The organism is Streptococcus parasanguinis (genome assembly GCF_016648855.1).
GTDB lineage: Bacteria > Bacillota > Bacilli > Lactobacillales > Streptococcaceae > Streptococcus > Streptococcus parasanguinis_L.
This window is the reverse complement of the sequence record NZ_JACLQU010000009.1, coordinates 63,293-89,703: the sequence shown is the minus strand read 5'-3', so window position 1 is coordinate 89,703 and position 26,411 is coordinate 63,293. Positions and strand designations below refer to the sequence as shown.

Below are 26,411 nucleotides of genomic sequence, written 5' to 3'. Positions count from 1 at the left end.
CCGAACACAGCAGTTAAGCCCTAGAACGCCGGAAGTAGTTGGGGGTTGCCCCCTGTGAGATAAGGTAGTCGCTTAGCTTGATTCCGCCATAGCTCAGTTGGTAGTAGCGCATGACTGTTAATCATGATGTCGTAGGTTCGAGTCCTACTGGCGGAGTATAGAATAAAAGAGATCAAGTAATTGGTCTCTTTTTTACTTTTGATTTTAATGTTAATTAAAGCTCCGTTTAGTTAACGGAGCTTTTCTCTATTTAGTTATTTGGGAAAAATGCTTGATATAAGGCTTTAATTGCTTTTTCTTCTTGATCTTTACTTACAACGAACATAATGGAAACTTCACTAGAACCTTGAGAGATCATTTGAATATTCACTTCATTCTCTGATAGTGCTTTGGCTGCAGTGGCAGTAACCCCTACCTGACTCTTCATTTTCTCCCCAACAATCATAATGATGGAAAGATCATGTTCAATTTCGGCTGTGTCAACTTCGAGTTTTTGCGTTAATTGTTTTAAAATTTCTTGTTCTTTGATTGGAGTCAGTTCACGTGAACGCAAAATGATGGACAAGTCATCGATTCCTGTTGGCATATGTTCCCAACTGATATTTAGATCTTCTAAAATTTGAAGGACTTTTCGACCAAAACCGACTTCACGGTTCATAAGGTATTTTGTAGTGTTAATACTAACGAATCCTGAATCACCTGCAATTCCTACAACAGTCACATGATCATTTGAATGTTCCAAAACAATGCGGGTTCCAGGGTGGTCTGGATTATTAGTATTTTTAATGACTAATGGAATTTTACCTCTGTATGCTGGAACGAGTGCTTCATCATGCAAGACTGAAAAACCAGCATAGGCCAATTCGCGCATTTCTTTGTAGGTTAATTCAGGAATAGAATGTGGGTGTTTAATAATACCTGGATGTGCTGCAAAAATACCATTTACGTCTGTAAAGTTTTCGTATAAGTCTGCTTTTACACCTGCTGCAATGATAGATCCTGTGATATCAGAACCACCACGAGAAAATGTACAAATGTCCCCATCTTGGGTAACACCAAAGAACCCTGGAATGACAATTACTTCACTTGCATCTTTTAGTTCTTCAATTTTATCGTAACTAGAAGGTAAAATACGAGCGTTGGAAGGTTCTGCGGTGACTGTGATTCCTGCTTCTTTTGGATGGATATATTTTGCTTCTAATCCATTTTGATTAAAATAGGCAGCTATGAGTTTAGCGTTGTTGTTTTCACCGGCTGCCAAAAATGCATCGTATGTAAATGGATTTCCTTTTTTAGGCAAATTTGTCAGATCATAGATATCTTCAGCAATTTCTTGAATGATAGAATCTTTGAGACCCAATTCTTCTGTAATGGCACGATAACGCTCAATAATCCACTGTTGTGTTTGCGTAACATCTTTATCTGAAGTGAATTCTTTATAATAACGGATCAGTGCATCTGTTACTTTTGTATCTTCTGCATTTCGCTTACCAGGAGCTGATACAACTACAAATTTTCTTTCTGGATCATCTTTAATGATATTAAGTACTTTTTTTAATTGTGGAGCTGATGCTAGAGAACTTCCACCGAATTTAGTTACTTTCATATTTTCTCCTTAATAGTTTCATTAGTACATTATACCAAACTTCAGTTGTTGATACAATGTATTTATAAATAGGGCATAGAATAGGTGGATCTTATGAGGCTAGAAATTTTCATGATTTAAATTTTACAATTTTGTTACATCTTATAGATATATTTTACTATTCTTATTTTTTATGGTATGATATGTTATAATTAAAAAGTTTTAATATCAAAATATTTTATATTTAAACAAAAGGAGTCTGTGATGTTTGAAACAATTTTGTATTCTGTCGAAAACGACCTCGCGACAATCTCTTTAAATCGTCCTGAAGTATCCAATGGTTTTAACATTCCAATGTGTCAGGAAATTTTAGTTGCCCTGGAAGATGCAGAAAAAAATGAGGAAGTAAAATTCATTATTCTATCAGCAGAAGGGAAAATCTTTTCAGTTGGTGGAGATTTAAGCGAAATGAAACGCGCAGTCGATGCGGATGACATCGAGTCTCTTGTTTTAATTGCCGAATTAGTTAATACGATTTCAAAGAAAATCAAGCAATTGCCAAAACCGGTTATTATGGTGGCAGATGGAGCGGTCGCAGGAGCGGCGGCCAACATTGCAGTAGCTGTTGATTTTTGTATTATTAGTGATCGTACTAAATTTATCCAAGCCTTTGTTGGGGTTGGTTTAGCACCAGATGCGGGTGGGTTATTCTTGTTAGGAAAAGCCATTGGCATGTCTCGGGCTACTCATTTAGTAATGACGGGTGAAGCCTTGACTGCTGAAAAAGCATTTGATTATGGCCTAGCTTATCGTGTTTGTGAATCTGAAAAACTCGATAAAACCGTTGAGCAATTGCTTAAAAAATTAAGAAGAGGATCTTCAAATTCTTATGCTGCCATGAAAGAAATGGTTTGGGAAGCATTCTTGAAAGAATGGGACCAATATGCGGGTCTTGAATTGGATTTGCAAAAGAAACTAGCATTTACAGAAGATTTCAAGGAAGGGGTTATTGCCTACTCTGAGAAACGTCGGCCACAATTTAAAGGAAAATAAATTTGTAATTTTTCTATGTTTTGTGAAAAAATGCTTGCAAATTATTTTCATTTTTGATAAAATTTGACTATCAAAGTAAAATTAGGAGGTGGAGTTTTGAATTACCAATTAGTTAACGACTATTTAACATCCATCTTTAATAATGTTTTGGTTATTGAGGAGTCGAGCCTAAGAGCAAGTCGATTCAAAGATGTTTCTATTAAAGAAATGCATACGATCGATGTGATTGGTTCGACACCGAATGCAACCCCGAGTGATATTTCACGGGAGTTGATGGTGACTTTGGGGACTGTCACGACAAGTTTGAATAATCTTGAGCGCAAAGGGTATATCGAAAGAAGAAGATCGGAAGTTGATCGCCGGGTTGTACACTTGAGTTTAACGAAGAACGGTCGTCTACTTTATCGTCTTCATCAGCAATTCCATAAACGGATGGTCAACCAGATTATTGGAGATATGAGTCCCGAAGAGAAGAAAGTGATGCAAAAAGGATTGCAAAATCTGTATCGTTTCTTGGAGGAAATTAAATAATGGTCTTTGCTAAAATTAGTCAAGTTGCTCATTATGCACCTGACCAAGTCGTATCAAATGATGATTTGGCTGAGATCATGGATACAAGTGATGAATGGATCAGTAGTCGGACAGGTATCCTTCGGCGTCACATTTCAAAAGATGAGACGACAAGTGATCTAGCAACAATTGTTGCACAAAGATTATTAGCAAAAGCAAACTTAGACGCTGAGGAAATTGATTTTATCGTTGTCGCTACGATTACACCAGATAGCTTAATGCCATCAACTGCAGCCCGGGTACAAGCTAATATTGGAGCTTCTCGAGCTTTTGGATTTGATCTGACTGCAGCATGTAGTGGATTTGTATTTGCATTAGCCACTGCTGAAAAATACATTTCTTCAGGGATGTACCGGCGAGGAATTGTGATCGGTAGTGAGACGCTTTCAAAAGTATTAGACTGGTCAGACCGTTCCACTTCAGTCCTTTTTGGAGATGGAGCTGGCGGTGTCTTGCTTGAAGCGAGCGATCAAAAATCGTTTTTAGCTGAAAGTCTTTTTACGGATGGTAGCCGTGGTTCTAGTCTTGAATCTTGCTATTTGGGTCTGTCTTCTCCTTATTCAGAGGAAGTTACCGATCGAAGATATCTGACAATGGACGGACGGGCAGTTTTTGATTTTGCCATTCGTGATGTCACGAAAAGTATTCAAAAAATTATAGCAGACGCCTCTATGGAAGCAGAAGAGATTGACTATTTTCTGTTACACCAGGCGAATGACCGAATGTTAGATAAGATGTCAAAAAAACTGGGTGTCTCTAGAGAGAAAATCCCAGCAAATATGATGGAATATGGGAACACTAGTGCTGCTAGTATCCCCATTCTATTATCGGAGTGTGTCGAGAATCATCGAATCAAGATGGATGGAAGTCAAAAAATTCTTCTGACAGGATTCGGTGGAGGTTTGACATGGGGCACACTTCTTGTTACAATCTAGTTAAATATGTGGAAACACATTTTAAAAATTTATATATTATTTTTTAAGGAGGCCTATCATGGCAGTATTTGAAAAAGTACAAGAAATTATCGTTGAAGAACTTGGTAAAGAACCATCAGAAGTAACTCTTGAATCTACATTCGAAGATTTAGAAGCTGATTCATTGGATTTGTTCCAAGTGATCTCTGAAATCGAAGATGCTTTTGATATTCAAATCGAAACTGAAGAAGGATTATCTACAGTTGGTGATCTTGTCGCTTACGTAGAAGAAAAAACAAAATAATGATAGATGAGAGTATCGAAAGATATTCTCTCTTGTTTAGGTAATAGTTTGAGGCTCAAAGAAACAATATTTCGAACTCAAACTATTACTTAAGCGAAAAAAGAGGTAGGTATAATGCAAACACGAATTACTGAACTATTGAATATTAAATATCCAATCTTCCAAGGTGGGATGGCATGGGTTGCTGATGGTGATTTGGCTGGAGCAGTATCAAATGCTGGAGGTCTTGGAATCATTGGTGGTGGGAACGCTCCAAAAGAAGTTGTAAAGGCTAACATCGATAAGGTGAAGTCTATTACAGATAAACCTTTTGGTGTAAATATCATGCTTTTGTCCCCATTTGCAGATGACATTGTTGACCTGGTGATTGAAGAAGGTGTAAAGGTTGTTACAACTGGTGCTGGAAATCCAGGGAAATACATGGATCGTTTCCATGAAGCAGGGATCACTGTCATTCCAGTGGTTCCGTCTGTCGCACTTGCAAAACGGATGGAAAAATTGGGCGCTGATGCAGTGATTGCAGAAGGAATGGAAGCTGGAGGTCACATTGGTAAATTGACGACTATGACCTTGGTTCGCCAAGTGGTTGAAGCTATTTCTATTCCAGTAATTGGTGCTGGAGGAGTCGCTGATGGTGCCGGTGCTGCAGCTGTCTTTATGTTAGGTGCCGAAGCTGTTCAGGTGGGAACTCGTTTCGTGGTTGCAAAAGAATCTAATGCTCACCAAAACTTTAAGAATAAAATCTTGAAAGCAAAAGATATCGATACTGTAGTTTCAGCATCAGTTGTTGGACACCCTGTTCGTGCGATCAAGAATAAATTGGCTTCTGCCTATAACCAAGCTGAAAAAGATTTCTTGGCAGGTAAGAAGACTCAAGAAGAAATTGAAGAATTAGGAGCAGGAGCCCTTCGCAATGCCGTTGTTGATGGAGATGTTGACAATGGTTCTGTGATGGCGGGTCAAATTGCTGGACTTGTAAGCAAGGAAGAAACTTGTGCTGAAATTCTAGAAGATATCTATTATGGTGCAGCCAAGGTGATTCAAAGAGAGGCTGCTCGTTGGGCAGATGTAAACGTCTAAAAACGTCGAAAGGATTAGGATAGTGACAAAACGTGCGTTCTTATTTGCTGGTCAAGGGGCTCAGAAATTGGGCATGGCGAGCGATTTGTATGCGGCTTATCCCGTTGTCAAAGAGACATTTGATACGGCTAGTCGTATTCTAGGGTATGACTTGCGTGAATTGATTAATTCTAACGAAGAAAAACTGAATCAGACACGCTATACTCAACCAGCTATTTTGACAACGTCAGTAGCCATTTATCGTCTCTTAGCAGAAAATGGTATCACTCCTGATATTGTTGCCGGCCTTTCTTTGGGGGAATATTCTGCCCTGGTTGCGGCTGGAGCTCTTTCGTTTGAAGATGCAGTAGCTTTGGTTGCGAAACGTGGTGAATTTATGGAAACAGCGGCTCCTGCTGGAAGTGGGAAAATGGTAGCTGTTATGAATACTGATCCAAGTTTGATTGAAGAAATCTGTCAACAAGCATCTGAAAAGGGTGTAGTGACACCAGCTAACTACAATACACCCGCACAGATTGTGATTGGTGGTGAGGTTGCGGCTGTGGACTATGCTGTGGAACTTTTGAAGGAAGCAGGTGCCAAACGCTTGATCCCTTTGAATGTGTCAGGTCCATTCCACACAGCCTTACTGGAATCTGCTAGTCAAAAATTGGCAGCTGAACTAGAAAAAGTATCATTTAATGATTTTGATCTTCCTTTAGTTGGGAATACAGAAGCTACTATCATGAAGTCAGAAGATGTGAAAGCACTTTTGGCCCGTCAAGTAAAAGAACCGGTTCGTTTCTATGATTCAATTGCTACGATTCAAGAATTTGGTGTAGATGAGGTCATCGAGATCGGACCTGGAAAAGTCTTGTCAGGTTTCTTGAAGAAAATTGATAAAACTCTTCCAACTTATAACGTCGAAGATCAGGCTAGTCTAGATGCTCTTCTGAATGCTTAAAATGAGGTAAATATGGAACTTAAAAATAAAAATGTTTTTGTGACAGGTTCAACACGCGGAATTGGATTGGCTGTGGCTCATAAATTTGCGAGTCTCGGTGCTAATGTTGTCCTAAATGGACGTTCTGAAATTTCTGAGGACTTGCTTGCGCAGTTTGCTGACTATGGTGTGACTGTTGTTGGTATTTCTGGGGATATTTCTAATGGCGAAGATGCGCAACGTATGGTAGCTGAAGCAATTGAAAAGCTTGGAAGTGTTGATGTTTTGGTCAATAACGCTGGGATCACAAACGACAAGTTGATGTTGAAAATGACTGAAGAAGATTTTGAACGGGTCTTGAAAATCAACTTGACCGGTGCCTTTAATATGACACAAGCTGTCTTAAAACCTATGTCTAAGGCTCGTCAAGGTGCCATTATCAACATGTCCTCTGTTGTTGGTCTAATGGGGAATATTGGTCAAGCGAACTATGCAGCTTCAAAAGCTGGATTGATTGGTTTTACCAAATCCGTTGCGCGTGAAGTTGCGGCCCGTGGTGTTCGTGTGAATGCCATTGCACCTGGTTTCATTGAATCAGATATGACAGACGCTATTCCAGAGAAAATGAAAGATGCCATGCTAGCTCAAGTGCCAATGAAACGAATTGGTCAAGCTGAAGAAGTGGCAGAAGTTGCGGCTTTCTTGGCAGGTCAAGAATATTTAACTGGCCAAACAATTGCCATTGATGGCGGCATGACTATGCAATAATGAATGCTTACTGATCGAAAATCACTTACTTAAATATCCATCCGACAAAAGGAGAATATATATGTCTACAAATCGTGTTGTTGTTACAGGTTACGGTGTAACCTCACCAATCGGAAATACACCAGAGGAGTTCTGGAATAGCCTTCATGAAGGAAAAATTGGAATCAAGCCCATTACAAAATTTGATGCTTCTGAAATTCCAGTCTTTAATGCTGGTGAAATTCAAGATTTCCCATTCGATAAATATTTCGTGAAAAAAGATCAAAATCGTATGGATACTTACTCATTGTATGCAATCTATGCTGCGATGGAAGCTATTGAAAATTCAGGCTTGAATATGGAAGAAGAAGACCGCGATCGTGTAGGTGTGATTGTATCATCTGGTATCGGTGGTTTGCAAGAATTGGAAGACCAAATTATCCGGATGCATGAACGTGGGATGAAGAGAATCCAACCAATGTTTATTCCAAAAGCTCTTTCAAACATGGGTGCTGGAAACATCGCACTTAAGATTGGGGCTCAAGGGGTATGTAAATCCGTGACAACAGCTTGTGCTTCTGCTAATGATGCAATTGGTGAAGCTTTCCGTGAGATTAAATTTGGTATGCATGATGTTGTTTTGGCAGGTGGTGCTGAAGCTTCGATTACTAAGATTGGTATCGGTGGTTTCAATGCCCTTACAGCTCTTTCAACAACGGAAGACCCAGAACGTTCCTCTATTCCATTTGACAAAGACCGCAATGGTTTTGTGATGGGGGAAGGTGCAGGGGTTCTTGTCATCGAAAGCTTGGAACATGCACAAAAACGTGGTGCTAATATTTTAGCTGAAATTGTTGGTTACGGTTCAAACTGTGATGCCTACCATATGACAACACCGACACCAGATGGTTCAGGTGCGGCCAAAGCGATTAAATTAGCGATCAATGAAGCTGGTATTAAGCCTGAAGATGTCGATTATGTCAATGCGCATGGTACATCTACACCTGCTAATGAAAAAGGTGAAAGCGGAGCTATTGTTTCTGTTCTTGGAAAAGAGGTTCCTGTATCATCTACTAAATCATTTACAGGACACTTGCTTGGTGCTGCTGGTGCGGTTGAAGCGATTGCTACCATCGAAGCGATTCGTCACAGCTTTGTACCAAAAACTGCTGGTACTAAAGAATTGTCTGACTATATCGAAGCAAACGTTGTTTATGGTGAAGGTCAAGAAGCGGATATTCAGTACGCTATCTCAAATACCTTTGGTTTTGGAGGACACAATGCTGTTCTGGCCTTTAAACGTTGGGAGGGTTAATTCATGAATATTTCTGAAATCAAAGATTTGTTGGCTCAATTTGATGCGTCAACTTTGCGTGAATTCTCATATAAAAATAATGGCGAAGAATTGAATTTGAGTAAAAACCAAACGAGTTCAGTTGCATCTACACCGGTTGCTCCTGCAGTTGAAGTGGTAGCAACTCCTCAAACTCCTGTAGTAGCCCCTGTTGTTGAAGCACCAGCAACTCCAGCTGTAGCGGCTGAACCAGTTGCTACTCCAGCTCAGGCTGCAGAAGGTGATGTGGTTGAAAGTCCATTGGTTGGGGTGGCTTACTTGTCGCCAGCACCGGATAAACCAGCCTTTGTATCTGTAGGAGACAAAGTTACTAAGGGTCAAACACTCTTGATTATCGAAGCCATGAAAGTGATGAATGAAGTCCCAGCACCAAAAGATGGGGTAGTCACTGAAATTTTGGTAACGAATGAAGAAATGGTTGAATTTGGAAAAGGATTGGTTCGAATCAAATGACAATTGATATTAATGCTATTCGTGAGGCTTTGCCGCATCGTTACCCAATGCTTTTGGTGGATCGCGTTATAGAAACAAGCGAAGATACGATTGTTGCCATTAAAAACGTGACAATTAATGAACCATTTTTTAATGGACATTTTCCACAATATCCTGTTATGCCAGGTGTTCTCATCATGGAAGCTTTGGCACAAACAGCAGGTGTATTAGAGTTGTCAAAACCTGAAAATAAAGGGAAATTAGTCTTTTATGCAGGGATGGACAAGGTGAAGTTTAAAAAACAAGTCGTTCCAGGAGATCAACTGGTGATGACAGCTACTTTTGTCAAACGTCGTGGAACCATTGCTGTTGTTGAAGCGAAAGCAGAGGTAGACGGTAAGCTTGCAGCTTCAGGAACACTTACTTTTGCAATTGGAAATTAAGAAAGGCCTATCTATGTTTCGTAAGATCTTAATCGCCAATCGTGGTGAGATTGCAGTTCGCATTATTCGTGCAGCTCGTGAACTTGGCATCGAGACGGTTGCGGTGTATTCTACTGCTGATAAAGAAGCCTTGCATACCTTACTAGCGGATGAAGCAGTCTGTATTGGACCTGCTAAATCAACAGAATCTTATTTAAATATGAGTGCTGTCTTGTCTGCTGCTGTTTTAACAGGTGCAGAAGCCATCCATCCTGGTTTTGGATTTTTAAGTGAAAACTCAAAATTTGCAACCATGTGTGAGGAAGTAGGTATTAAATTTATCGGCCCATCTGCTAAAGTCATGGATATGATGGGGGATAAGATTAATGCTCGTAAACAGATGATCAAAGCAGGAGTACCTGTTATTCCTGGATCAGATGGTGAAGTGTTTACTGCTGAAGAAGCCCTCGAGATTGCCGAACGCATCGGTTATCCTGTGATGTTGAAAGCATCTGCGGGAGGCGGTGGTAAAGGAATTCGGAAGGTTGAAAAACCAGAGGATCTGGTTGCTGCTTTTGAATCAGCTTCCTCAGAAGCCCAAGCTGCTTTTGGAAATGGTGCCATGTATATGGAGCGGGTGATTTATCCTGCACGCCACATTGAAGTACAAATTTTAGCGGATCAGCATGGACATGTCGTTCACTTAGGTGAACGCGATTGTTCTCTTCAACGAAATAACCAAAAGGTTCTAGAGGAATCCCCTTCGATTGCCATCGGAAAAACGCTTCGCAATCGCATTGGTTCTGCTGCTGTTCGGGCAGCTGAATCAGTTGGATATGAGAATGCTGGAACGATTGAATTCTTGTATGATGAAGGCAAGGGTGAGTTCTACTTTATGGAAATGAATACCCGTGTGCAAGTAGAGCATCCTGTTACAGAATTTGTAACAGGAGTTGATATCGTTAAGGAACAGATTAAAATTGCAGCTGGACAAGAATTATCCGTTACTCAAGAGGATATTGTCTTTAAAGGCCATGCGATTGAATGCCGGATCAATGCGGAAAATCCTTCCTTTAACTTTGCACCAAGCCCAGGTAAGATTACTAATCTCTATCTTCCAAGTGGTGGGGTAGGATTACGTGTGGATTCTGCTGTGTATCCTGGTTATACGATTCCGCCATACTATGATAGTATGATTGCTAAGATCATTGTCCATGGTGAAAATCGCTTTGATGCACTGATGAAAATGCAGAGAGCTCTTTATGAGTTGGAAATCGATGGTGTCACAACCAATAGCAGTTTCCAGTTGGATTTGATTTCAGATTCACATGTGATCGCTGGTGATTATGATACTGCATTTTTGATGGAACAATTCCTTCCAAATTATAATAAGGAATGATGAAAAAGCCTGGACTTGTGAGGGAAGTATGAACATCATCCTCACAGTTGCAGGCTTTTATAGTAATGCTACAGATGCAGTAGCATATTATAAGGAGTAAGTAATGGCATTATTTTCTAAAAAAGATAAATATATTCGGATCAATCCGAATAGGTCAGCCTGGAAGGAACCTCAGCCAAAACCTGAAGTACCTGATGAACTATTTTCACAATGCCCAGGTTGTAAACATACCATTTACCAAAAAGATTTAGGTAGTGAACGGGTATGCCCGAATTGTGGCTATACCTTCCGTATTTCTGCTAAAGAACGCTTGGCGCTGACAGTGGATCCAGCTAGCTTTGAAGAAATGTTTACAGGAATCGAAACGACAGACCCTTTGAATTTTCCTAATTATAAGAAGAAACTGGCAGCAGTGCGGGAAATGACAGGGCTGGATGAAGCTGTGCTAACTGGAACTGCCTTGATTAAAGGCCAAAAAGTTGCTCTTGGGATCATGGATTCCAACTTTATCATGGCTTCAATGGGTTCTGTAGTAGGTGAAAAAATTACTCGTTTATTTGAATTTGCGACAAAAGAAAAATTGCCAGTTGTTCTCTTTACTGCTTCCGGTGGCGCTCGGATGCAAGAAGGTATCGTGAGTTTGATGCAAATGGCAAAAATTTCTGCGGCTGTTCAACGTCATTCTAAAGAAAAATTATTTTATTTGACGGTATTGACAGATCCAACAACCGGTGGGGTGACGGCTTCATTTGCTATGGAAGGTGATATTATCATGGCAGAGAGTCAAGCCTTGGTTGGGTTTGCCGGTCGGCGCGTGATTGAATCAACTGTGCGTGAAAAATTGCCAGATGATTTCCAAAAAGCAGAATTTCTACAAGAACATGGATTTGTTGACTTGATCGTGGAGAGAAGCCAAATCCGAGCAACAGTTGGACAATTATTGGCCCTTCATGGAGGTAAACATGAGTAAAATAACACAGATTATTAAAGAGGCACGTGACCAAGGAAGATTGACTGCGCTTGATTTTGCTCAAGGAATCTTTGATGATTTTATCGAATTACATGGAGATCGAAACTTCCGTGATGATGGTGCGGTGATTGGTGGGATTGGACGCTTAGGCGATCAAACGGTTACAGTCGTTGGGATCCAAAAAGGAAAAAATCTTCAGGATAATCTAAAACGTAATTTTGGGCAACCACATCCAGAAGGCTATCGAAAAGCTTTGCGCCTCATGAAGCAAGCAGAGAAATTTGGCCGTCCAGTTGTGACCTTTATCAATACAGCGGGTGCTTATCCTGGTGTTGGTGCTGAAGAACGAGGACAAGGGGAAGCCATTGCCCGCAACCTCATGGAAATGAGTGATCTAAAAGTTCCAATTATCGCGATTATCATCGGAGAAGGTGGTTCTGGAGGTGCCTTGGCTCTTGCTGTAGCAGACAAGGTTTGGATGCTGGAGAACTCCATCTATGCAGTCTTGAGTCCAGAAGGTTTCGCCTCTATTCTTTGGAAAGATGGAAGTCGTGCCATGGAAGCAGCAGAGTTGATGAAGATTACTTCTCACGAATTGTTAAATATGGAAATTGTCGATAAGGTGATTCCCGAGCATGGATTTTCAAATGGAGAACTACTGGCTCAAGTGAAGAAGGAATTACAGGAAGAGTTAAAGGTTTTACAAGCCTTACCTCTCGAAGAGCTTCTGGAGCAACGCTACCAACGTTTTCGTAAATATTAAAAAACTGAGCTTGCAAATTGCAAGACTCAGTTTTTTTAAACTTTATTTTGGTGCGATGACTTCTGCACCACCCATGTATGGGCGAAGGACTTCTGGAATGGTCACAGAACCGTCTTCGTTTTGGTAGTTTTCAAGAATAGCAGCGACGGTACGTCCGACTGCCAATCCAGAACCGTTCAAAGTGTGAAGGAGTTTTACCTTGCCATCTGCTTCATCACGGTAGCGGATTTGCGCACGGCGAGCTTGGAAATCTTCTGTATTGGAACAGCTTGAGATTTCACGGTAGGTGTTTTGCGCTGGAATCCATACTTCTAAGTCGTAAGTCTTGGCAGCTGAGAAGCCCATGTCTCCCGTTGAGAGAGCTACTACACGGTATGGAAGGTTCAGTTTTTGAAGGATATTTTCAGCATTGACAACCATTTTTTCCAATTCATCATATGATTCTTCTGGTTTAGCAAACTTCACCATTTCAACCTTATGGAATTGGTGCAAACGGATCAAGCCACGAGTATCACGACCAGCTGAACCAGCTTCTGAACGGAAAGATGGACTCATAGCGGTGAAGTAGATTGGAAGGTCTTTCCCATCAAGAATTTCATCGCGGTAGTAGTTCGTCAAAGGAACTTCAGCTGTTGGAATGAGGACATAATTGGTATCGCTAAGTTCAAAAGTGTCTTCCTTGAATTTTGGATACTGACCAGTACCAAACATAGAATCATGGTTGACCATGTAAGGAGGGATGACTTCAGTGTAGCCTTCCTTGCCATGTTCGTCCAACATGAAGTTGTAGATAGCGCGTTCTAAGCGAGCTCCAAGTCCTTTGTAGAAGAGGAAACGAGCACCAGTGACTTTAGCCCCGCGTTCCCAGTCAAGGATATCAAGGTCTTCTCCTAAATCCCAGTGAGCTTTTGGTTCAAAGCCAAATTCGCGCGGTGTTCCCCAACGGCGAACCTCAACGTTGTCATCCTCATCTGCTCCAACAGGGACACTATCAGCAGGGATGTTTGGAAGGGTAGTAGTGAATTCAGTTAATTTGGCATCGATTTCAGCCAATTCTGTATCCAATGCTTTGACCTCTGCAGAGAGGGTTTGCATGGCAGCAATCTTATCATCTGCATTTTCCTTGTTGCGCTTAGCTTGTGCGATTTCAGCAGATACAGTGTTACGCTCTGCTTTGAGATTTTCTACTTTGACTAAGATATCTCGACGTTTGGCATCGATTTCTTTCATTTCATTCAAAATAGCTGCATCTACGCCACGTGTTGCCAATTTTTTAGCAACCGCATCAAAGTCTGTACGAATCCGTTTAATATCTAACATAGCTTCTCCTTTAACAAAAAACACACCTGTTAGAGTGTTGGAGTGGCAGAGCCACGGTTCCATCCAACTTCACAGGTGTGCACTTGATTCGATATTGTATTTTAAAGAAACGGTAGAATTTCAATTAAGATTTCTATCTGCTCGCAGCAACCGCAGACTTTCTGAAAGAACCTCTTAACTTACTTATCCGTTTGCGTCTATTATACAAGAAAAGATCCTATTTTGCAAATAGATTTTTAATTTTAGCCGTGATGATTTGGATCAACGTAGGAAGTTTGACAATTTTCTCATTTCCTAGATGTTCCCGAGCAATCTTTAAAATTTTTCCAGAGTCTTTTGAAGCAAAGAGAAATTTTGATTCTCTGGTATAGATTTCAAAATGGCGGCTAATTTTACGTCCGGATACATTGGCTCCGATTCGCTCGATTTCTTGCCAGGGAATTTGGATGTAGTCTTCAACATTTGCATCCGCATAAAATTCAAAAGCGGCATTCCCGACTAGGATTTTTCCAACCTTTCCCCCCACTCCAAGGTAAGAAACCCCTGTAGTATGGAATTCAACGGTTTTATTCAATGATTGAGCCATGAGATCCTCCTGTATTGCTGTTCACTCCATTATATCATAATAAAAAGAAGGCCGAAACCTTCTTTTTAGTTGATCTTTGCTTACATCAAGCCAGCAACGTGTGCTAATACACCGATTACAAAGAGAGCGATGATGATAGTGATTGGAGATACTTTTTTCTTCAACAACCACATACAAGCAAAAGTAAGAAGCAATCCCATCAAACCAGGAATCAATGAATCCAAGTTTTGTTGGAAAGTTGTAACTTTTTCAGGTGTTTGAGATAGGCCTGAACCAACTTGAGCGAAGGCTTCTTGAATTCCTTTGAAACCTTCAGGAAGTTTATCCCAATGGATATAAGCTTTGTCGTCTAATTTGACAGAAGAAACATTGAAGACGAATTTAATAGATACCCAACGTTCTACCAAGACAGCGAGGATGAACATCCCGAGGATAGAAGCTCCTTTGGTGATGTCTTGCAAGATCCCACCAGACATATCTTTGGTAATTTCAGAACCTGCTTTGTAGCCAAGTTCTTGCGTGTACCACAAGAAGGACATACGAATCGCATTCCATGCGATAAAGAAGATGAGTGGGCCAAGGATGTTACCAGACGCAGCAAGTGATGCACCAAGGGCACCAAGGATAGGACGTACTGTAAACCAGAAGACTGGATCTCCGATACCCGCCAAAGGACCCATCATACCAATTTTAACCCCTTGGATGGCAGCATCGTCAATCGCAGCACCGTTTGCTCTTTCTTCTTCAAGAGCAAGTGTTACCCCGATGATAGGAGCAGCAACGTATGGGTGAGTGTTAAAGAATTCCATGTGACGTTCAAGAGCAGCCGCTTGGTCTTCTTTCTTTGTGTAGAGTTTTTTGATAGCTGGGATCAATGAGTATGCCCAACCCAAGTTTTGCATCCGTTCATAGTTCCAAGAACCTTGCAAGAAGGTTGAACGCCACCAAACTTTTTGACGATCTGATTTAGATAATTGTAATTTTTCAGTCATGATAGTGTCACACCTTTCTTAATAGTCTTCGAGAATGTCGCCGATTGGATCGTTAGAAGTAGCGGCTCCACCACCTCCATTGCCACCTTTCTTAGAGAGTGAAAGGTAGATTAAGGCAAGAGCAACACCGATTGCTCCAAGAGCGATCAAGGTCAATTGGCTAACAGCTGCAAGAGCAAAACCGATGGCAAAGAATGGCCATACTTCACGGCTCGCCATCATGTTGATAACCATGGCATAACCAACGGCTACAACCATACCACCACCGATTTGCATTCCATCAGAGAGCCATTTTGGCATTGCTTCAAGAGCAGTTTTGACAGTTTCGGCAGGAATCATCAACAAGAGGGCTGCAGGAATAGCGATACGAAGACCTTGAAGAAGAAGGGCCACAAAGTGAGCACGTTCTACACCTTTGATATCACCTTTTTTAGCAGCAGCATCGGCAGTGTGGACCAAACCAACGGAAAGGGTACGGACGATCATGGTCAAGAAAAGACCAGCAACTGCAAGTGGAATAGCGACACTTTGAGCGACAGCGATTCCTTTTGCACTGAAGTCTCCCCCAAGTACCATGATGATGGCAGCAGCGACAGATGCAAGAGCAGCATCGGGTGCAACTGCGGCACCAATGTTTGCCCAGCCAAGTGCAATAAATTGAAGTGAACCACCAAGCATAATGCCAGCAGTCAGGTTACCTGTTACCAAACCGATTAAGGTACAAGCAACAAGTGGTTGGTGGAATTGGAATTGGTCAAGGATACCTTCAAGACCTGCTAAGAAGGCAACAACGACCACTAATACCATAGAAATAATAGACATGTTTAAAATCCTTTCGTAAGTAATCGATTATTGAACGTTGGCTTTGTTAATTAAGTCAAACAAATCTTTCTTAGAGTCATTTGGCACTTTACGGACGTCAAATTCTACTCCAAGATCACGCATTTTTTCAAATGTAGCCACATCCTCTTTATCCATTGACAACACATTGTTGACCATGGTTTTACCAGTTGAGTGGGCCATTGAACCAACGTTCAAGGTTTTAATCGGAACACCACCTTCGATGGCGCGAAGAGCATCTTGAGGTGTTTCAAATAAGATCAAAGCATGGGTATTTCCAAAACGTGGATCTTTTGCAACGTCGATCAATTTTTGAATTGGGACAACGTTTGCTTTCACACCATTTGGTGCCGCTTGTTTGATCAATTCCTTACGGAGTTCATCTTTTGCAACAGAATCTGAAGCAACAATGATCCGATCGGCTTTTGAATCAGGTGTCCAAGCAGTTGCCACTTGTCCATGAAGAAGACGCGTATCTAAGCGGGCAAGGTTAATCTTGAGTTTTCCATCTCCGATAACTGTTCCTTCTGGAATAGCAGCTTGGGCTACAGGAGCAGCAGCGGCTGTACTAGCTTCTTCAACAGGATTCAATTCTTCTGGAAGAGCTTTGACACCGTCTTTTGCTTCCTTAATGATGTTTGCAGCGACTTTATCAACGCCGGCATTTGCATCCATCAAACGTTCTGTATAAGCTTGAATCAACATCGGAAGGTTTAATCCTGTAATGATCGCAAATTTACGATCTGGATTTTCTCCCATGACGCGACTTGCTTGGTTAAATGGAGAACCACTCCAAAGGTCAGCCAAAACCAAGACTTCATCTTCTGCATCAAATGCGGCAACAGCTGCATTGAATTTAGCATAGAGATCATCCGGGCCTTCACTTGGCATGAACGTAACCACTTGAACTTTCTCTTGATCCCCAAAGATCATCGAGCCGGATTGGTGGATTCCAGCTGCAAATTCACCGTGGCTAGCAATAATGATACCAATACTCATTATTGACATTCCTCCTTATAAAATTTGTTTGACTTTCAGTTTAAGAAAACTTTAAGCTACTTTATTATAAATCGTTTCCACACTTAAGTCAATTTTTCTATCAAAATCTCGATGTAAAAATATTAATTTATTATATTAAATTATCGGTAAATAAAAATTAAATGCTATTGAATGGCTCTTGTTTATTAGTTGATGATGGCAGAAGAAATCAATGATATGTAAGTTTCATAGGATTTGAATTTCAATAAAAATATTCCAACAATCGATCTATATCCGCAAAAATAAAAAATAAATATATAATAAATTGTAAAATAGAGTGATTGAGAGCACTCAAAAAGACTAGCCCAACTGGGCTAGTCCTGTAGGTTCAGTTGTTTAGTTTGTAAAGTCAAGTACCATACGTCCTTGAATGGTTCCAGCTTCCATTTCGTCAAAGACTTTGACAGCATCTTCCACTGGACGTTTTTGAACGACAGGAACGACCAAGCCTTCTGCACCAAATTGGAAAGCTTCTTCTAAATCTTTACGAGTTCCTACAAGAGAACCAATGACTTGGATACCATCTAATACAGTTTTCACAATGCTGAGGTCCATCATTTCAGAAGGAAGACCAACTGCGACCACGCGGCCACCTGCACGAACAGAATCTACTGCTTGGTTGAAAGCTACTTTAGAAACAGCTGTTACGACAGCAGAGTGAGCTCCACCATTTGTTTTTTCTTTGATCAATCCTGGGACATCTTCAACTTCGCGACCGTTGATGACAAAGTCTGCACCAACTTCTTTCGCCAATTCTAGTTTATCATTGTTGATATCGACAGCGATGACATGTGCGTTGAAGACTTTCTTAGCATATTGAACAGCCAAGTTTCCTAGTCCACCAGCTCCATAGATAACGATCCATTGTCCTGGTTCAGCTTTGGCTTCTTTGATGGCTTTGTAAGTTGTAACACCTGCACAGGTAATAGAAGAAGCTTGGGCTGGATCTAATCCTTCAGGTACTTTCACTGCGTAATCTGCAGTAACGATACATTTTTCAGCCATTCCTCCATCAACAGAGTAACCAGCATTTTTTACAGTACGGCAAAGAGTTTCGCGACCAGTTGTACAGTATTCACAAGTTCCACATCCTTCGAAGAACCATGCGACACTGACACGATCCCCAACCTTTAGGCTCTTAACATCTGGAGCAACTTCTTTAACAATACCGATTCCTTCGTGTCCAAGAACACGGCCTGGAACTTTACCAAAGTCTCCGTGAGCAACGTGCAAGTCAGTGTGGCAGACACCACAGTATTCGATTTGAACAAGAGCTTCCCCTGTTTCAAGTGGACGCATGTCTTTGTTTGCAACGATTTCAACACCAGTACCTTCTGGATTTACAACAACAGCTTTCATTTTGTTCCTCCTTAAGTGAACGAGAAGCGGTTTAAAATTTTTGAAAGCGCTTCTTTAATAACTATGTTAATAATATCACAAACCAGATGACGAGGCAATGAAAAAAATGGAAAAAAGGGGCGGTATTGATTAACCGATTAAGGATTTGGCGCAGAAAAAGACATGAGGGGATAACTCATGTCTGTTAGTTTTATAAGAATAATTGAATGAGTTGGCGCGCGACACCATCTTCGTTATTTGTGAAATCTGTGACGGAGTCTGCATAAGGGAGAAGGACGGAGCTAGCATTTTTCATAGCGTATCCATGACCAGCGAGAGCTAGCATGTCAGTATCGTTGTGCTCGTCTCCAAAGGCAATCAAATCCTTCTGATCCATATTGAGTTTATCCAGAAGGTAGGTCAGAGCAGAAGCTTTGGTCACATTTTTTGGATTGCATTCCAGAATATTTAAGGGACCACCCCAAGTATTGATAGACAGATTGTAGTCATAATGACGATTCATTTCATCTGCCAGAGCATATTTGTCTTCCGCTTTCGTTTGAAAGAGAATACAGTTTGGGTCGCTCGTTACCCGCTCGGGATTGAATTGATTTTCTGGTTGGAAAGATTCAATCCCGAATAATTTAGGATCTGCAACATGCTCATTTGGATCGGTAATAAAGAATTTATTGCGGTATTCGCCTGCTATAAAGTCCGCTTGGATAGTGTCTCGGTTAGCGACCATATCTAACAGGTATTTTTTATCTAAAGTCAAACATTGTTCATCTGCCCATTTTTTCTCAGGTAGATGCGTAAGGGAGCCGTTAAAATTGATCATCGGAGTATCTAGCTCTAGTTGTTTGTAATAGGTATGTGCCATACGGTAAGGGCGGCCTGTTGTAATAATGACTTTATGGCCAAGAGCACTAATTTTTTTTATCGTATCAATGGTAAAGTCGCTCAATTTGCTTTCGGAATTTAAGAGAGTGCCGTCTAGATCTAGAGCGATCATCTTTTTATGCATATTTCAGTTCCTTTCGAGAAGAATGAGACCATTATATCAGAAAAATCGGAAAAGCGCTCAAAAATCGAGAAGAGAAGTAGGATTTCTTGAAAGGCGAAAGATCTTTTGGTAAAATAGAAATAACGTTCGCAAATTGATTGGGAGCGAGAATGATGAAAAAGGAGTTTATTCTGAAATGGATAAGTTTTTTAAACTTTCAGAACATGGAACCACTGTTCGAACAGAGGTTCTTGCTGGTTTGACAACCTTTTTTGCGATGAGTTATATCCTCTTCGTAAACCCTCAAATGTTGTCACAAACAGGTATGCCAGCTCAAGGGGTCTTCCTTGCAACGATTATTGGATCCGTTGTCGGAACCTTGATGATGGCTTTTTATGCCAATTTACCTTATGCACAAGCACCTGGGATGGGCTTGAATGCCTTCTTTACCTTTACCGTTGTATTTGGTATGGGCTACTCATGGCAGGAAGCTTTGGGAATGGTCTTCATTTGTGGTGTGATCTCATTGATTATCACATTGACAAATGTTCGGAAGATGATCATCGAATCGATTCCGACCGCTCTTCGCTCTGCTATTTCAGCTGGGATCGGGATTTTCTTGGCCTATGTTGGAATTAAGAATGCGGGATTTTTGAAATTCACGATTGACCCTCATACCTATACAGTGGTTGGAGAAGGAGCAGATAAGGCGAATGCAACGATCTCAGCCAATGCATCTGCTGTTCCTGGATTGGTTGATTTTAACAATCCGGCTGTCCTCTTGGCTCTTGTTGGTCTTGCGATTACTATTTTCTTTGTTGTCAAAGGGATTAAGGGAGGAATTATCCTTTCTATCTTAGCAACGACTGTGCTTGGAATTCTCATCCATGTGGTTGATATCACTAAAATCGACTTTGCAAGTAATCATCTAGGAGCTGCCTTTAATGATTTAGGCAAGATCTTTGGTCAAGCTTTGGGATCAAAAGGATTGGGTTCTTTGATTTCCAATACGTCTCGTTTGCCTGAGACCTTAATGGCAATCTTAGCCTTCTCCTTGACGGATATTTTTGATACAATTGGAACTTTAATCGGTACGGGTGAAAAAGTTGGGATTGTTGCGACAAATGGGGAAAACCATCAATCAGCGAAATTAGATAAGGCCCTCTATTCAGACCTTGTAGCGACTTCAGTCGGAGCTATTGCAGGAACTTCAAACGTAACGACGTATGTTGAATCTGCAGCTGGTATTGGAGCTGGTGGACGCACTGGTCTGACAGCCTTGGTTGTAGCGATCTGTTTTGCTATTTCAAGTCTCTTTAGTCCGTTGTTGGCGATTGTACCGACCGCTGCCACAGCCCCAATTTTGATTGTTGTTGGGATCATGATGTTGAGTGGCTTGAAAAATATCCATTGGGAAGATATGTCAGAAGCAGTTCCTGCTTTCTTCACCTCTATCTTTATGGGCTTCAGCTACTCGATTACACAAGGGATCGCTGCTGGATTTATCACCTATAGCTTAGTGAAAGTGGTTAAAGGAGAAGCCAAAGAAGTGCACAGCATGATTTGGATCCTAGATGTTCTCTTTATTTTAAACTACGTTAGCATGGCCTTGAATTAAGTATCAGAAAAGTGCCAAAAAGGAATGGGAGTTGTCTCCCATTCCTTTCAGATTGAAGACAAAGTTATACCAAAAACATTCCTTAGGTGAGTACGGACGTCAGCGAACTTCTTTGAAGTTCCATGACTAATTATTGAGCCTAAGGTCTCAATAATTCCGAGTGCCTGAAACGTTATTGTTTCAGGCACTTTTCTCACAGCGGAAAGTTTCAGTATTTTCTTAAATCGATTTAAAAATTGGAACTCAAATTTATTTTTTTTTGCAGAATCACTTAACTTATTTTACTTTAAAATAGTTTGTCTATCTATCTAAAAAGCAAACCTGAGTCGAACAATTTCTAAAAGAAAGAGCAGATTTTTAAAAAGTTTGGTATAATAGAGAAATGATTAGTCACAATGAAACGGAGCTGATCGCTCTAGGAAAACAGCTAGGAAAACTCTTAGAAAAGCAAGACGTGATTATCTTATCAGGTGATCTAGGAGCAGGAAAAACGACCTTTACCAAGGGAATTGCAAAGGGGTTAGGGATTGATCAGATGATTAAAAGCCCGACCTATACCATTGTTCGTGAATACGAAGGTCGCTTGCCTTTATACCATTTGGATGTTTACCGGATTGGGAATGATCCAGATTCTATTGATTTAGATGATTTTCTATTTGGAGATGGTGCTACCATTATTGAATGGGGAGAGCTGATTGAGCCGAGTCTTTCGGATGCTTATCTAAAAATTTTTATCCGAAAATTAGAAGATGGGCGAGAGTTAGCTTTTGAAGCTCATGGAGCGCGTGCAGAAGCTTTACTGACATCCTTTGAGCAGGTGGAAAAAACGGATGACTAAGGAAAAGGAAGTGACAGTAGAAATTCGGCAAGCTGACAGTGCAGATGCGGCTCTTGTCGTTGATTTCTTAAATCAAGTTGGGAAAGAGTCAGATTACATGACACTAGATGAAGCTGGAATTGGCATGTCTCCAGCAGACATGGAGCAATTTCTGATGGTGCAAGAGATGGCGGAAAACCGGATTTGCCTCTTGCTATTTCTAGATCAGGAACTGGCAGCTTTGTTAAATATCACTGCAGCTTCTCAACGGTCCATTCGGCATATTGGTGATGTCTTTATTGTGGTTCAAAAAGCTTATTGGAATCAAGGGCTTGGACAGATCCTGTTGGAAGAAGGGATCGAGTGGGCGCACTCGACCGGTGTTCTTAGGAAACTAGTCTTGAATGTCCAAGTGCGCAATGAACGGGCGGTTCACCTGTATAAAAAGTTAGGTTTTGAGATCGAAGGTTGCCAAGCTCGTGGAGCTTGTTCAGCTGAAGGAGAATTCTTAGATGTTTACCTTATGGGGAAACTGATAGATTAGAGAGAGATTCTATATGGTTAAAAAAATTATTTTAATGTTTTTGAGCTTATTGACGGTAACAGTGATTGGGATTGGGGCTTATGGCCTTACCATCCTAAACCAAACGACTGGGACTCTCAGTAAGACCTATAAAGGCTTTGGAAATGAGACCAATGTCATTGCAGAAAACAAGCCAATGACCATCCTTTTGATGGGGGTTGATACAGGTAGCGGTTCTCGGGAAGATCCTTGGGCCGGAAATAGTGATACTATGATTTTGGTGACTGTTAATCCTCAAACAAAAGAAACAACCATGACTAGCTTGGAAAGAGATATCCTAACCAATATTACTTCAGATGGCGAAACGGTCCAAGCAAAATTGAATTCGGCTTATGCTCAAGGTGGTGCCAAGTTAGCCATTAAGACCATTCAAGATCTTTTGAATATCCATATTGACCGCTATGTCATGATCAATATGAAGGGGCTGGTTCAATTAGTGGATAAGGTTGGTGGCATCACAGTCAACAATCCATTTGACTTCGATATCTCGATCGAGGAAAATGAGCCAGAATATACGGCTAAGATCGCACCAGGACGTCAGGAGATTAATGGGGACCAAGCTCTCGTTTATTCACGCATGCGCTACCAAGACCCAGAAGGAGACTACGGACGTCAAAAACGCCAACGTGAAGTGATCAAAAAGATTGTTGAGAAAGTTTTAAGCCTCAATAGTTTGAGTCACTACAAAGGAATCATTGAGTCTGTTAGTGACAATATGCAAACCAACATAGCGCTTGACAGTAATAGTCTTCTTCAATTGTTAGGATATAAAGATGCCCTTTCAACGATTCATCAGTACCAGCTGAAAGGAGAAGATGCCACCTTAGCAGATGGCGGAAGTTATCAGATTGTCACTTCAAAACATCTCTTGAAAATTCAAAATATCATCCGCAAAGCTTTGGGGATGAAAGAAATTAAAACATTGAAAACCAATGCTTACCTATTAGATGGAGATGAAGAGTTGAAGAATGCTTCTTCTCAAAATGATACGCCAGCGGCCTCATCTGAGGAAGCACCTGTTTACCAAGAGTTTAACCAACTACCAGTTGTACCATCGACCCAGGATACGGGAGTGGTGACACCTCAAAGTTCTGTTGCACCAGTGACACCAGTTGCTCCTGCAGCTACAGAGTCGAGCAGTGTGACACCTACGGTGCCTTCAGAATAAGAAAAAAACGATTGAGTTTTCTCAATCGTTTTTACTTGGTTGCCAGATGTCTTGAATTTCTTTTAGAGAAGCTGTTGCTTGTTGACTAAATAGTTTGGTCTTGTATTGGAAATCCGTTACCAATTCTTGAAGATTGGTCTTTTGGTCTTGGATAATATCCAGATTGCGTTGGATTTTTGCTAGGTTATCTTGAATTCCCTTGACCAATTGGCTGGATTCAGTCACCTCTGTTTTAATTTCTTTGCGGTTTTTTACTAGGTGGTAGCTAATGCTAGCTCCTGTTGCAAACCAAAAGAGATTTTTGAGTTTCATATAGACTCCTTTTTAACTGTTTTTGATGGTTTCTGCGAGAACTGCTAGTTGTTCAAAATTAGGCTCGTGTTCAGTAAATGAAATGGCAAGCTCATCTTGATCGGAATAGCGAGGGATAATGTGGACATGTGTGTGAAAAACGGTTTGTCCAGAAACTTCTTCCATGTTGCTGATGATATTCATTCCCTTAGCTTGGGTAGCAGCTTCTACTTTTTTAGCAACTTTAGAAACACGTGCAAATAGTTGAGCTGTGGCGGTTTCGTCCATCTCTAAGAGGTTGCGAGCGTGTTTTTTTGGAACCACTAACGTATGACCTGGTGTAACCTGAGAGATGTCCAAAAATGCGAGGACTTCCTCGTCCTCATAGACTTTGGAGGAAGGAATGTCGCCAGCTATAATCTTACAAAAAATACAATCGTCAACCATAAATACACCTCATTTAGACTAAATTTTGTTATAATATAAGAACATTATACCAGAAATCGGAGAAAATATGTTAGAAATCAACAAGTTGACAGGGGGCTATGTCAACATCCCTGTCCTGAAAGAGGTGAGTTTTTCAGTTCCGGATGGCCAACTGATTGGTTTGATTGGACTAAATGGAGCTGGGAAGTCAACCACGATTAATGAAATTATTGGTCTCCTGCATCCTTATGCTGGGGAAGTACGGATTGACGGCTTGAGTCTTCCAGAAGCTCCAACAGACTATCGTAAAAAAATCGGCTATATTCCAGAAACTCCTAGTCTATATGAAGAATTAACCTTGAGAGAGCATATCGAAACTGTAGCTATGGCCTATGATTTAGACATGGATCAGGTCATGGTGCGCGTCCAGCCTTTATTGGAACGATTCCGTTTGGCTGAAAAATTAGATTGGTTCCCGACCCAGTTTTCAAAAGGGATGAAGCAAAAGGTCATGATTATTTGCGCCTATGCAGTGGATCCAAGTCTTTATATTGTCGATGAACCCTTTTTGGGATTGGATCCTGTTGCGATTGCAGATTTGATTCAGTTATTGGCCGATGAGAAAGCAAAAGGAAAATCGATTTTGATGAGTACCCACGTTCTGGATTCGGCTGAAAAGATGTGTGATGGTTTTGTGATCCTCCATAAGGGTCAGATCCGAGCAAAAGGGACCTTGGACGAGCTGCGTTCAACTTTTGGGGATGAGAAAGCAAGTCTAAATGATATCTACATGACCTTGACAGAAGAGGAAACAGCATGAAAGAGTTGATGAAAAAACGGCAACAAACGTTTCGAACTCAATGTGTAAAATATAGCCGCTATGTTCTCAATGATCATTTCGTCCTCTTTATGCTGATTTTTATAGGATTTTTGGCGGTTCAATACAGCCAATTCTTACAAGATCTCCCCAAAGATACAAGCCTGATCCGCTGGAGTCTCATGATTGGTTTGCTCCTCTTGGTTCCGATAGGCTCCATTGCGACCTACTTAGAGAAGCCCGATGCCTTATTCCTTTTAGTAAAGGAAGAGGAAGTGAAACGTTATATCAAAGGGCAGGCCAAGAAGTCTTTTGTCTTTTGGTTTTTGATTCAAAGTGTTGTCCTTCTATTATTTGTGCCTCTTCTTCTGGCAACGGGGCTGGATAAACTTGCTATTGTAGCTTATATCCTTGTCTTAGGGATGGCTAAAGGGGCTATTTTTAGCTGGAAGGAAGCGCGCTTCTACCAGGATGGAAATCTGAATTGGACCTTGGCCATTGCTCGTGAGAATGCAAGGAAACAATTGATTCTTCGCTTCTTTGCCTTGTTTACAACGGTGAAAGGTATTACTAACAGTGTCAAAAGAAGAGCTTACTTGGATGGTTTCTTAGGGCTTCTTCCCAAAACACATGGCAATACGTGGCTTCACTTATATATGCGCTCCTTCCTACGGAATGGAGATCTTTTCTCTATGACTCTCCGACTCTTGGCTCTTTCCATTCTTGCCATGATCTTTATTCCTCAACCTCTAGTGGTGATTGCGCTTGTAGCCTTGCTCAATTACTTAATTATTTTTCAATTACTGGGGCTTTATAGTGCTTTTGATTACCAACCCTTGACCCTTCTTTTCCCGATGAAAAGGGGCAGTAAAAAGGCAGGGTTAAATAAAACGATTCAGCTGTTAATGGTTATGATAACGGTGATAGAAGGGGGAATTGGCCTGGTCTTTATATCAGATAAAGTCCTGTTACTAGGCTTATTAGCTTATACAGTTGCTTTAACCCTGCTCTATCTTCCATTTAAAATGGCGCGCTTGGTTGACGAAAGTCGTTAAAATT

General features: G+C 40.9%; 29 protein-coding genes and 1 tRNA gene. 20 read left to right on the top strand and 10 right to left on the bottom strand.

The genetic code is table 11. The annotated features are described in order from the left end of the window. Positions 1-82: 82 nt before the first annotated feature. Positions 83-156 (top strand) — tRNA-Asn (locus H7T92_RS06950). A 94-nt stretch (positions 157-250) separates the two neighbouring features. On the opposite strand, the gene H7T92_RS06945 is transcribed toward H7T92_RS06950, so the two are convergent. Next, entirely contained in the window at positions 251-1,606 is a 1,356-nt protein-coding gene (locus H7T92_RS06945) for an aspartate kinase (protein WP_201037394.1), read from the bottom strand. 240 nt (positions 1,607-1,846) lie between these two features. Here H7T92_RS06945 and H7T92_RS06940 point away from each other — a divergent pair, with 240 nt between their 5' ends. The 13 genes from H7T92_RS06940 (at position 1,847) to H7T92_RS06880 (ending at position 12,515) form a co-directional block, all read left to right on the top strand. Continuing rightward, positions 1,847-2,638, top strand: a complete 792-nt coding sequence (locus H7T92_RS06940) for an enoyl-CoA hydratase (RefSeq protein WP_049474392.1) — start codon at positions 1,847-1,849, stop codon at positions 2,636-2,638. A 96-nt stretch (positions 2,639-2,734) separates the two neighbouring features. Then, entirely contained in the window at positions 2,735-3,169 is a 435-nt protein-coding gene (fabT, locus tag H7T92_RS06935; protein WP_003003993.1) for a fatty acid biosynthesis transcriptional regulator FabT, read from the top strand. Next, positions 3,169-4,143, top strand: coding sequence for a beta-ketoacyl-ACP synthase III (locus H7T92_RS06930; protein WP_201037393.1), 975 nt, complete (start codon positions 3,169-3,171; stop codon positions 4,141-4,143). Before fabT ends, H7T92_RS06930 begins: the two co-directional genes overlap by 1 nt. 58 nt (positions 4,144-4,201) lie before the next feature. Continuing rightward, positions 4,202-4,426 carry an acyl carrier protein gene (locus H7T92_RS06925; RefSeq protein ID WP_003003892.1) on the top strand — a complete coding sequence of 75 codons (225 nt, stop codon included), beginning with the start codon at positions 4,202-4,204 and terminating at the stop codon, positions 4,424-4,426. 114 nt (positions 4,427-4,540) lie between these two features. Next, complete coding sequence (gene fabK, locus H7T92_RS06920; RefSeq protein ID WP_201037392.1) at positions 4,541-5,506, top strand: enoyl-[acyl-carrier-protein] reductase FabK; 966 nt, start codon at positions 4,541-4,543, stop codon at positions 5,504-5,506. Positions 5,507-5,528: 22 nt separating this feature from the next. Then, positions 5,529-6,449, top strand: coding sequence for an ACP S-malonyltransferase (gene fabD, locus H7T92_RS06915; protein ID WP_201037391.1), 921 nt, complete (start codon positions 5,529-5,531; stop codon positions 6,447-6,449). A 12-nt stretch (positions 6,450-6,461) separates the two neighbouring features. Beyond that, positions 6,462-7,196 (top strand): 3-oxoacyl-[acyl-carrier-protein] reductase, encoded by a 735-nt coding sequence (fabG, locus tag H7T92_RS06910; RefSeq protein ID WP_003010456.1) that lies wholly within the window; start codon positions 6,462-6,464, stop codon positions 7,194-7,196. A gap of 61 nt (positions 7,197-7,257) precedes the next feature. Beyond that, positions 7,258-8,490 (top strand): beta-ketoacyl-ACP synthase II, encoded by a 1,233-nt coding sequence (gene fabF, locus H7T92_RS06905; RefSeq protein ID WP_003010454.1) that lies wholly within the window; start codon positions 7,258-7,260, stop codon positions 8,488-8,490. Between the two features lie 3 nt (positions 8,491-8,493). Further along, entirely contained in the window at positions 8,494-8,982 is a 489-nt protein-coding gene (gene accB, locus H7T92_RS06900; RefSeq protein WP_070664905.1) for an acetyl-CoA carboxylase biotin carboxyl carrier protein, read from the top strand. Beyond that, on the top strand, positions 8,979-9,404 hold the full coding sequence (fabZ, locus tag H7T92_RS06895; RefSeq protein WP_049490988.1) for a 3-hydroxyacyl-ACP dehydratase FabZ: 426 nt from the start codon (positions 8,979-8,981) through the stop codon (positions 9,402-9,404). The genes accB and fabZ overlap by 4 nt, the downstream gene beginning before the upstream one ends. Before the next feature lie 13 nt (positions 9,405-9,417). Then, a complete protein-coding gene (locus H7T92_RS06890) occupies positions 9,418-10,782 on the top strand; it encodes an acetyl-CoA carboxylase biotin carboxylase subunit (protein ID WP_070664917.1) in 1,365 nt (454 codons plus the stop codon). 103 nt (positions 10,783-10,885) lie between these two features. Continuing rightward, positions 10,886-11,752, top strand: a complete 867-nt coding sequence (gene accD, locus H7T92_RS06885; RefSeq protein ID WP_003003810.1) for an acetyl-CoA carboxylase, carboxyltransferase subunit beta — start codon at positions 10,886-10,888, stop codon at positions 11,750-11,752. Continuing rightward, on the top strand, positions 11,745-12,515 hold the full coding sequence (locus tag H7T92_RS06880) for an acetyl-CoA carboxylase carboxyl transferase subunit alpha (RefSeq protein ID WP_021154504.1): 771 nt from the start codon (positions 11,745-11,747) through the stop codon (positions 12,513-12,515). Before accD ends, H7T92_RS06880 begins: the two co-directional genes overlap by 8 nt. Positions 12,516-12,557: 42 nt before the next feature. Here H7T92_RS06880 and serS read toward each other — a convergent pair whose 3' ends face one another. The 7 genes from serS to H7T92_RS06845 form a co-directional block, all read right to left on the bottom strand. Beyond that, a complete protein-coding gene (gene serS / locus H7T92_RS06875; RefSeq protein ID WP_003018473.1) occupies positions 12,558-13,835 on the bottom strand; it encodes a serine--tRNA ligase in 1,278 nt (425 codons plus the stop codon). A 217-nt stretch (positions 13,836-14,052) separates the two neighbouring features. Further along, positions 14,053-14,421 carry a DUF956 family protein gene (locus tag H7T92_RS06870; protein WP_201037390.1) on the bottom strand — a complete coding sequence of 123 codons (369 nt, stop codon included), beginning with the start codon at positions 14,419-14,421 and terminating at the stop codon, positions 14,053-14,055. 80 nt (positions 14,422-14,501) lie between these two features. Next, positions 14,502-15,413, bottom strand: a complete 912-nt coding sequence (locus H7T92_RS06865) for a PTS system mannose/fructose/sorbose family transporter subunit IID (RefSeq protein ID WP_201037389.1) — start codon at positions 15,411-15,413, stop codon at positions 14,502-14,504. Between the two features lie 18 nt (positions 15,414-15,431). Continuing rightward, positions 15,432-16,235: a PTS mannose/fructose/sorbose transporter subunit IIC gene (locus H7T92_RS06860; protein WP_201037388.1), complete on the bottom strand. Its 804-nt coding sequence runs from the start codon at positions 16,233-16,235 to the stop codon at positions 15,432-15,434. A gap of 27 nt (positions 16,236-16,262) precedes the next feature. Next, positions 16,263-17,252, bottom strand: coding sequence for a PTS sugar transporter subunit IIB (locus tag H7T92_RS06855; protein ID WP_201037387.1), 990 nt, complete (start codon positions 17,250-17,252; stop codon positions 16,263-16,265). 375 nt (positions 17,253-17,627) lie between these two features. Next, positions 17,628-18,650: an alcohol dehydrogenase AdhP gene (gene adhP, locus H7T92_RS06850; RefSeq protein ID WP_201037386.1), complete on the bottom strand. Its 1,023-nt coding sequence runs from the start codon at positions 18,648-18,650 to the stop codon at positions 17,628-17,630. A gap of 190 nt (positions 18,651-18,840) precedes the next feature. After that, positions 18,841-19,653 carry a Cof-type HAD-IIB family hydrolase gene (locus H7T92_RS06845; RefSeq protein ID WP_049471729.1) on the bottom strand — a complete coding sequence of 271 codons (813 nt, stop codon included), beginning with the start codon at positions 19,651-19,653 and terminating at the stop codon, positions 18,841-18,843. 175 nt (positions 19,654-19,828) lie between these two features. Here H7T92_RS06845 and H7T92_RS06840 point away from each other — a divergent pair, with 175 nt between their 5' ends. The 4 genes from H7T92_RS06840 to lytR all read left to right on the top strand — a co-directional run bounded on the left by H7T92_RS06840 (position 19,829) and on the right by lytR (position 23,818). Beyond that, the gene (locus tag H7T92_RS06840) at positions 19,829-21,250 is read left to right on the top strand and encodes an NCS2 family permease (RefSeq protein WP_049471728.1); all 1,422 of its coding nucleotides are present in this window, start codon (positions 19,829-19,831) and stop codon (positions 21,248-21,250) included. Positions 21,251-21,632: 382 nt separating this feature from the next. Continuing rightward, a complete protein-coding gene (gene tsaE, locus H7T92_RS06835; protein WP_003010422.1) occupies positions 21,633-22,088 on the top strand; it encodes a tRNA (adenosine(37)-N6)-threonylcarbamoyltransferase complex ATPase subunit type 1 TsaE in 456 nt (151 codons plus the stop codon). Then, positions 22,081-22,611, top strand: coding sequence for a GNAT family N-acetyltransferase (locus H7T92_RS06830; RefSeq protein WP_049472478.1), 531 nt, complete (start codon positions 22,081-22,083; stop codon positions 22,609-22,611). Before tsaE ends, H7T92_RS06830 begins: the two co-directional genes overlap by 8 nt. 13 nt (positions 22,612-22,624) lie before the next feature. Continuing rightward, on the top strand, positions 22,625-23,818 hold the full coding sequence (gene lytR, locus H7T92_RS06825; protein WP_201037385.1) for a glycopolymer--peptidoglycan transferase LytR: 1,194 nt from the start codon (positions 22,625-22,627) through the stop codon (positions 23,816-23,818). Between the two features lie 21 nt (positions 23,819-23,839). On the opposite strand, the gene H7T92_RS06820 is transcribed toward lytR, so the two are convergent. Both H7T92_RS06820 and H7T92_RS06815 read right to left on the bottom strand, forming a co-directional pair. Beyond that, positions 23,840-24,130 carry a hypothetical protein gene (locus H7T92_RS06820; protein ID WP_003012641.1) on the bottom strand — a complete coding sequence of 97 codons (291 nt, stop codon included), beginning with the start codon at positions 24,128-24,130 and terminating at the stop codon, positions 23,840-23,842. Between the two features lie 12 nt (positions 24,131-24,142). After that, positions 24,143-24,556, bottom strand: coding sequence for an HIT family protein (locus tag H7T92_RS06815; RefSeq protein ID WP_003012582.1), 414 nt, complete (start codon positions 24,554-24,556; stop codon positions 24,143-24,145). A 67-nt stretch (positions 24,557-24,623) separates the two neighbouring features. Between H7T92_RS06815 and H7T92_RS06810 the strand changes: the two genes are divergently transcribed. Together H7T92_RS06810 and H7T92_RS06805 are read left to right on the top strand one after the other, a co-directional pair. Further along, positions 24,624-25,355, top strand: a complete 732-nt coding sequence (locus tag H7T92_RS06810) for an ABC transporter ATP-binding protein (protein ID WP_021154515.1) — start codon at positions 24,624-24,626, stop codon at positions 25,353-25,355. After that, a complete protein-coding gene (locus H7T92_RS06805) occupies positions 25,352-26,407 on the top strand; it encodes an ABC transporter permease (RefSeq protein ID WP_201037384.1) in 1,056 nt (351 codons plus the stop codon). Before H7T92_RS06810 ends, H7T92_RS06805 begins: the two co-directional genes overlap by 4 nt. Positions 26,408-26,411: the final 4 nt, after the last annotated feature.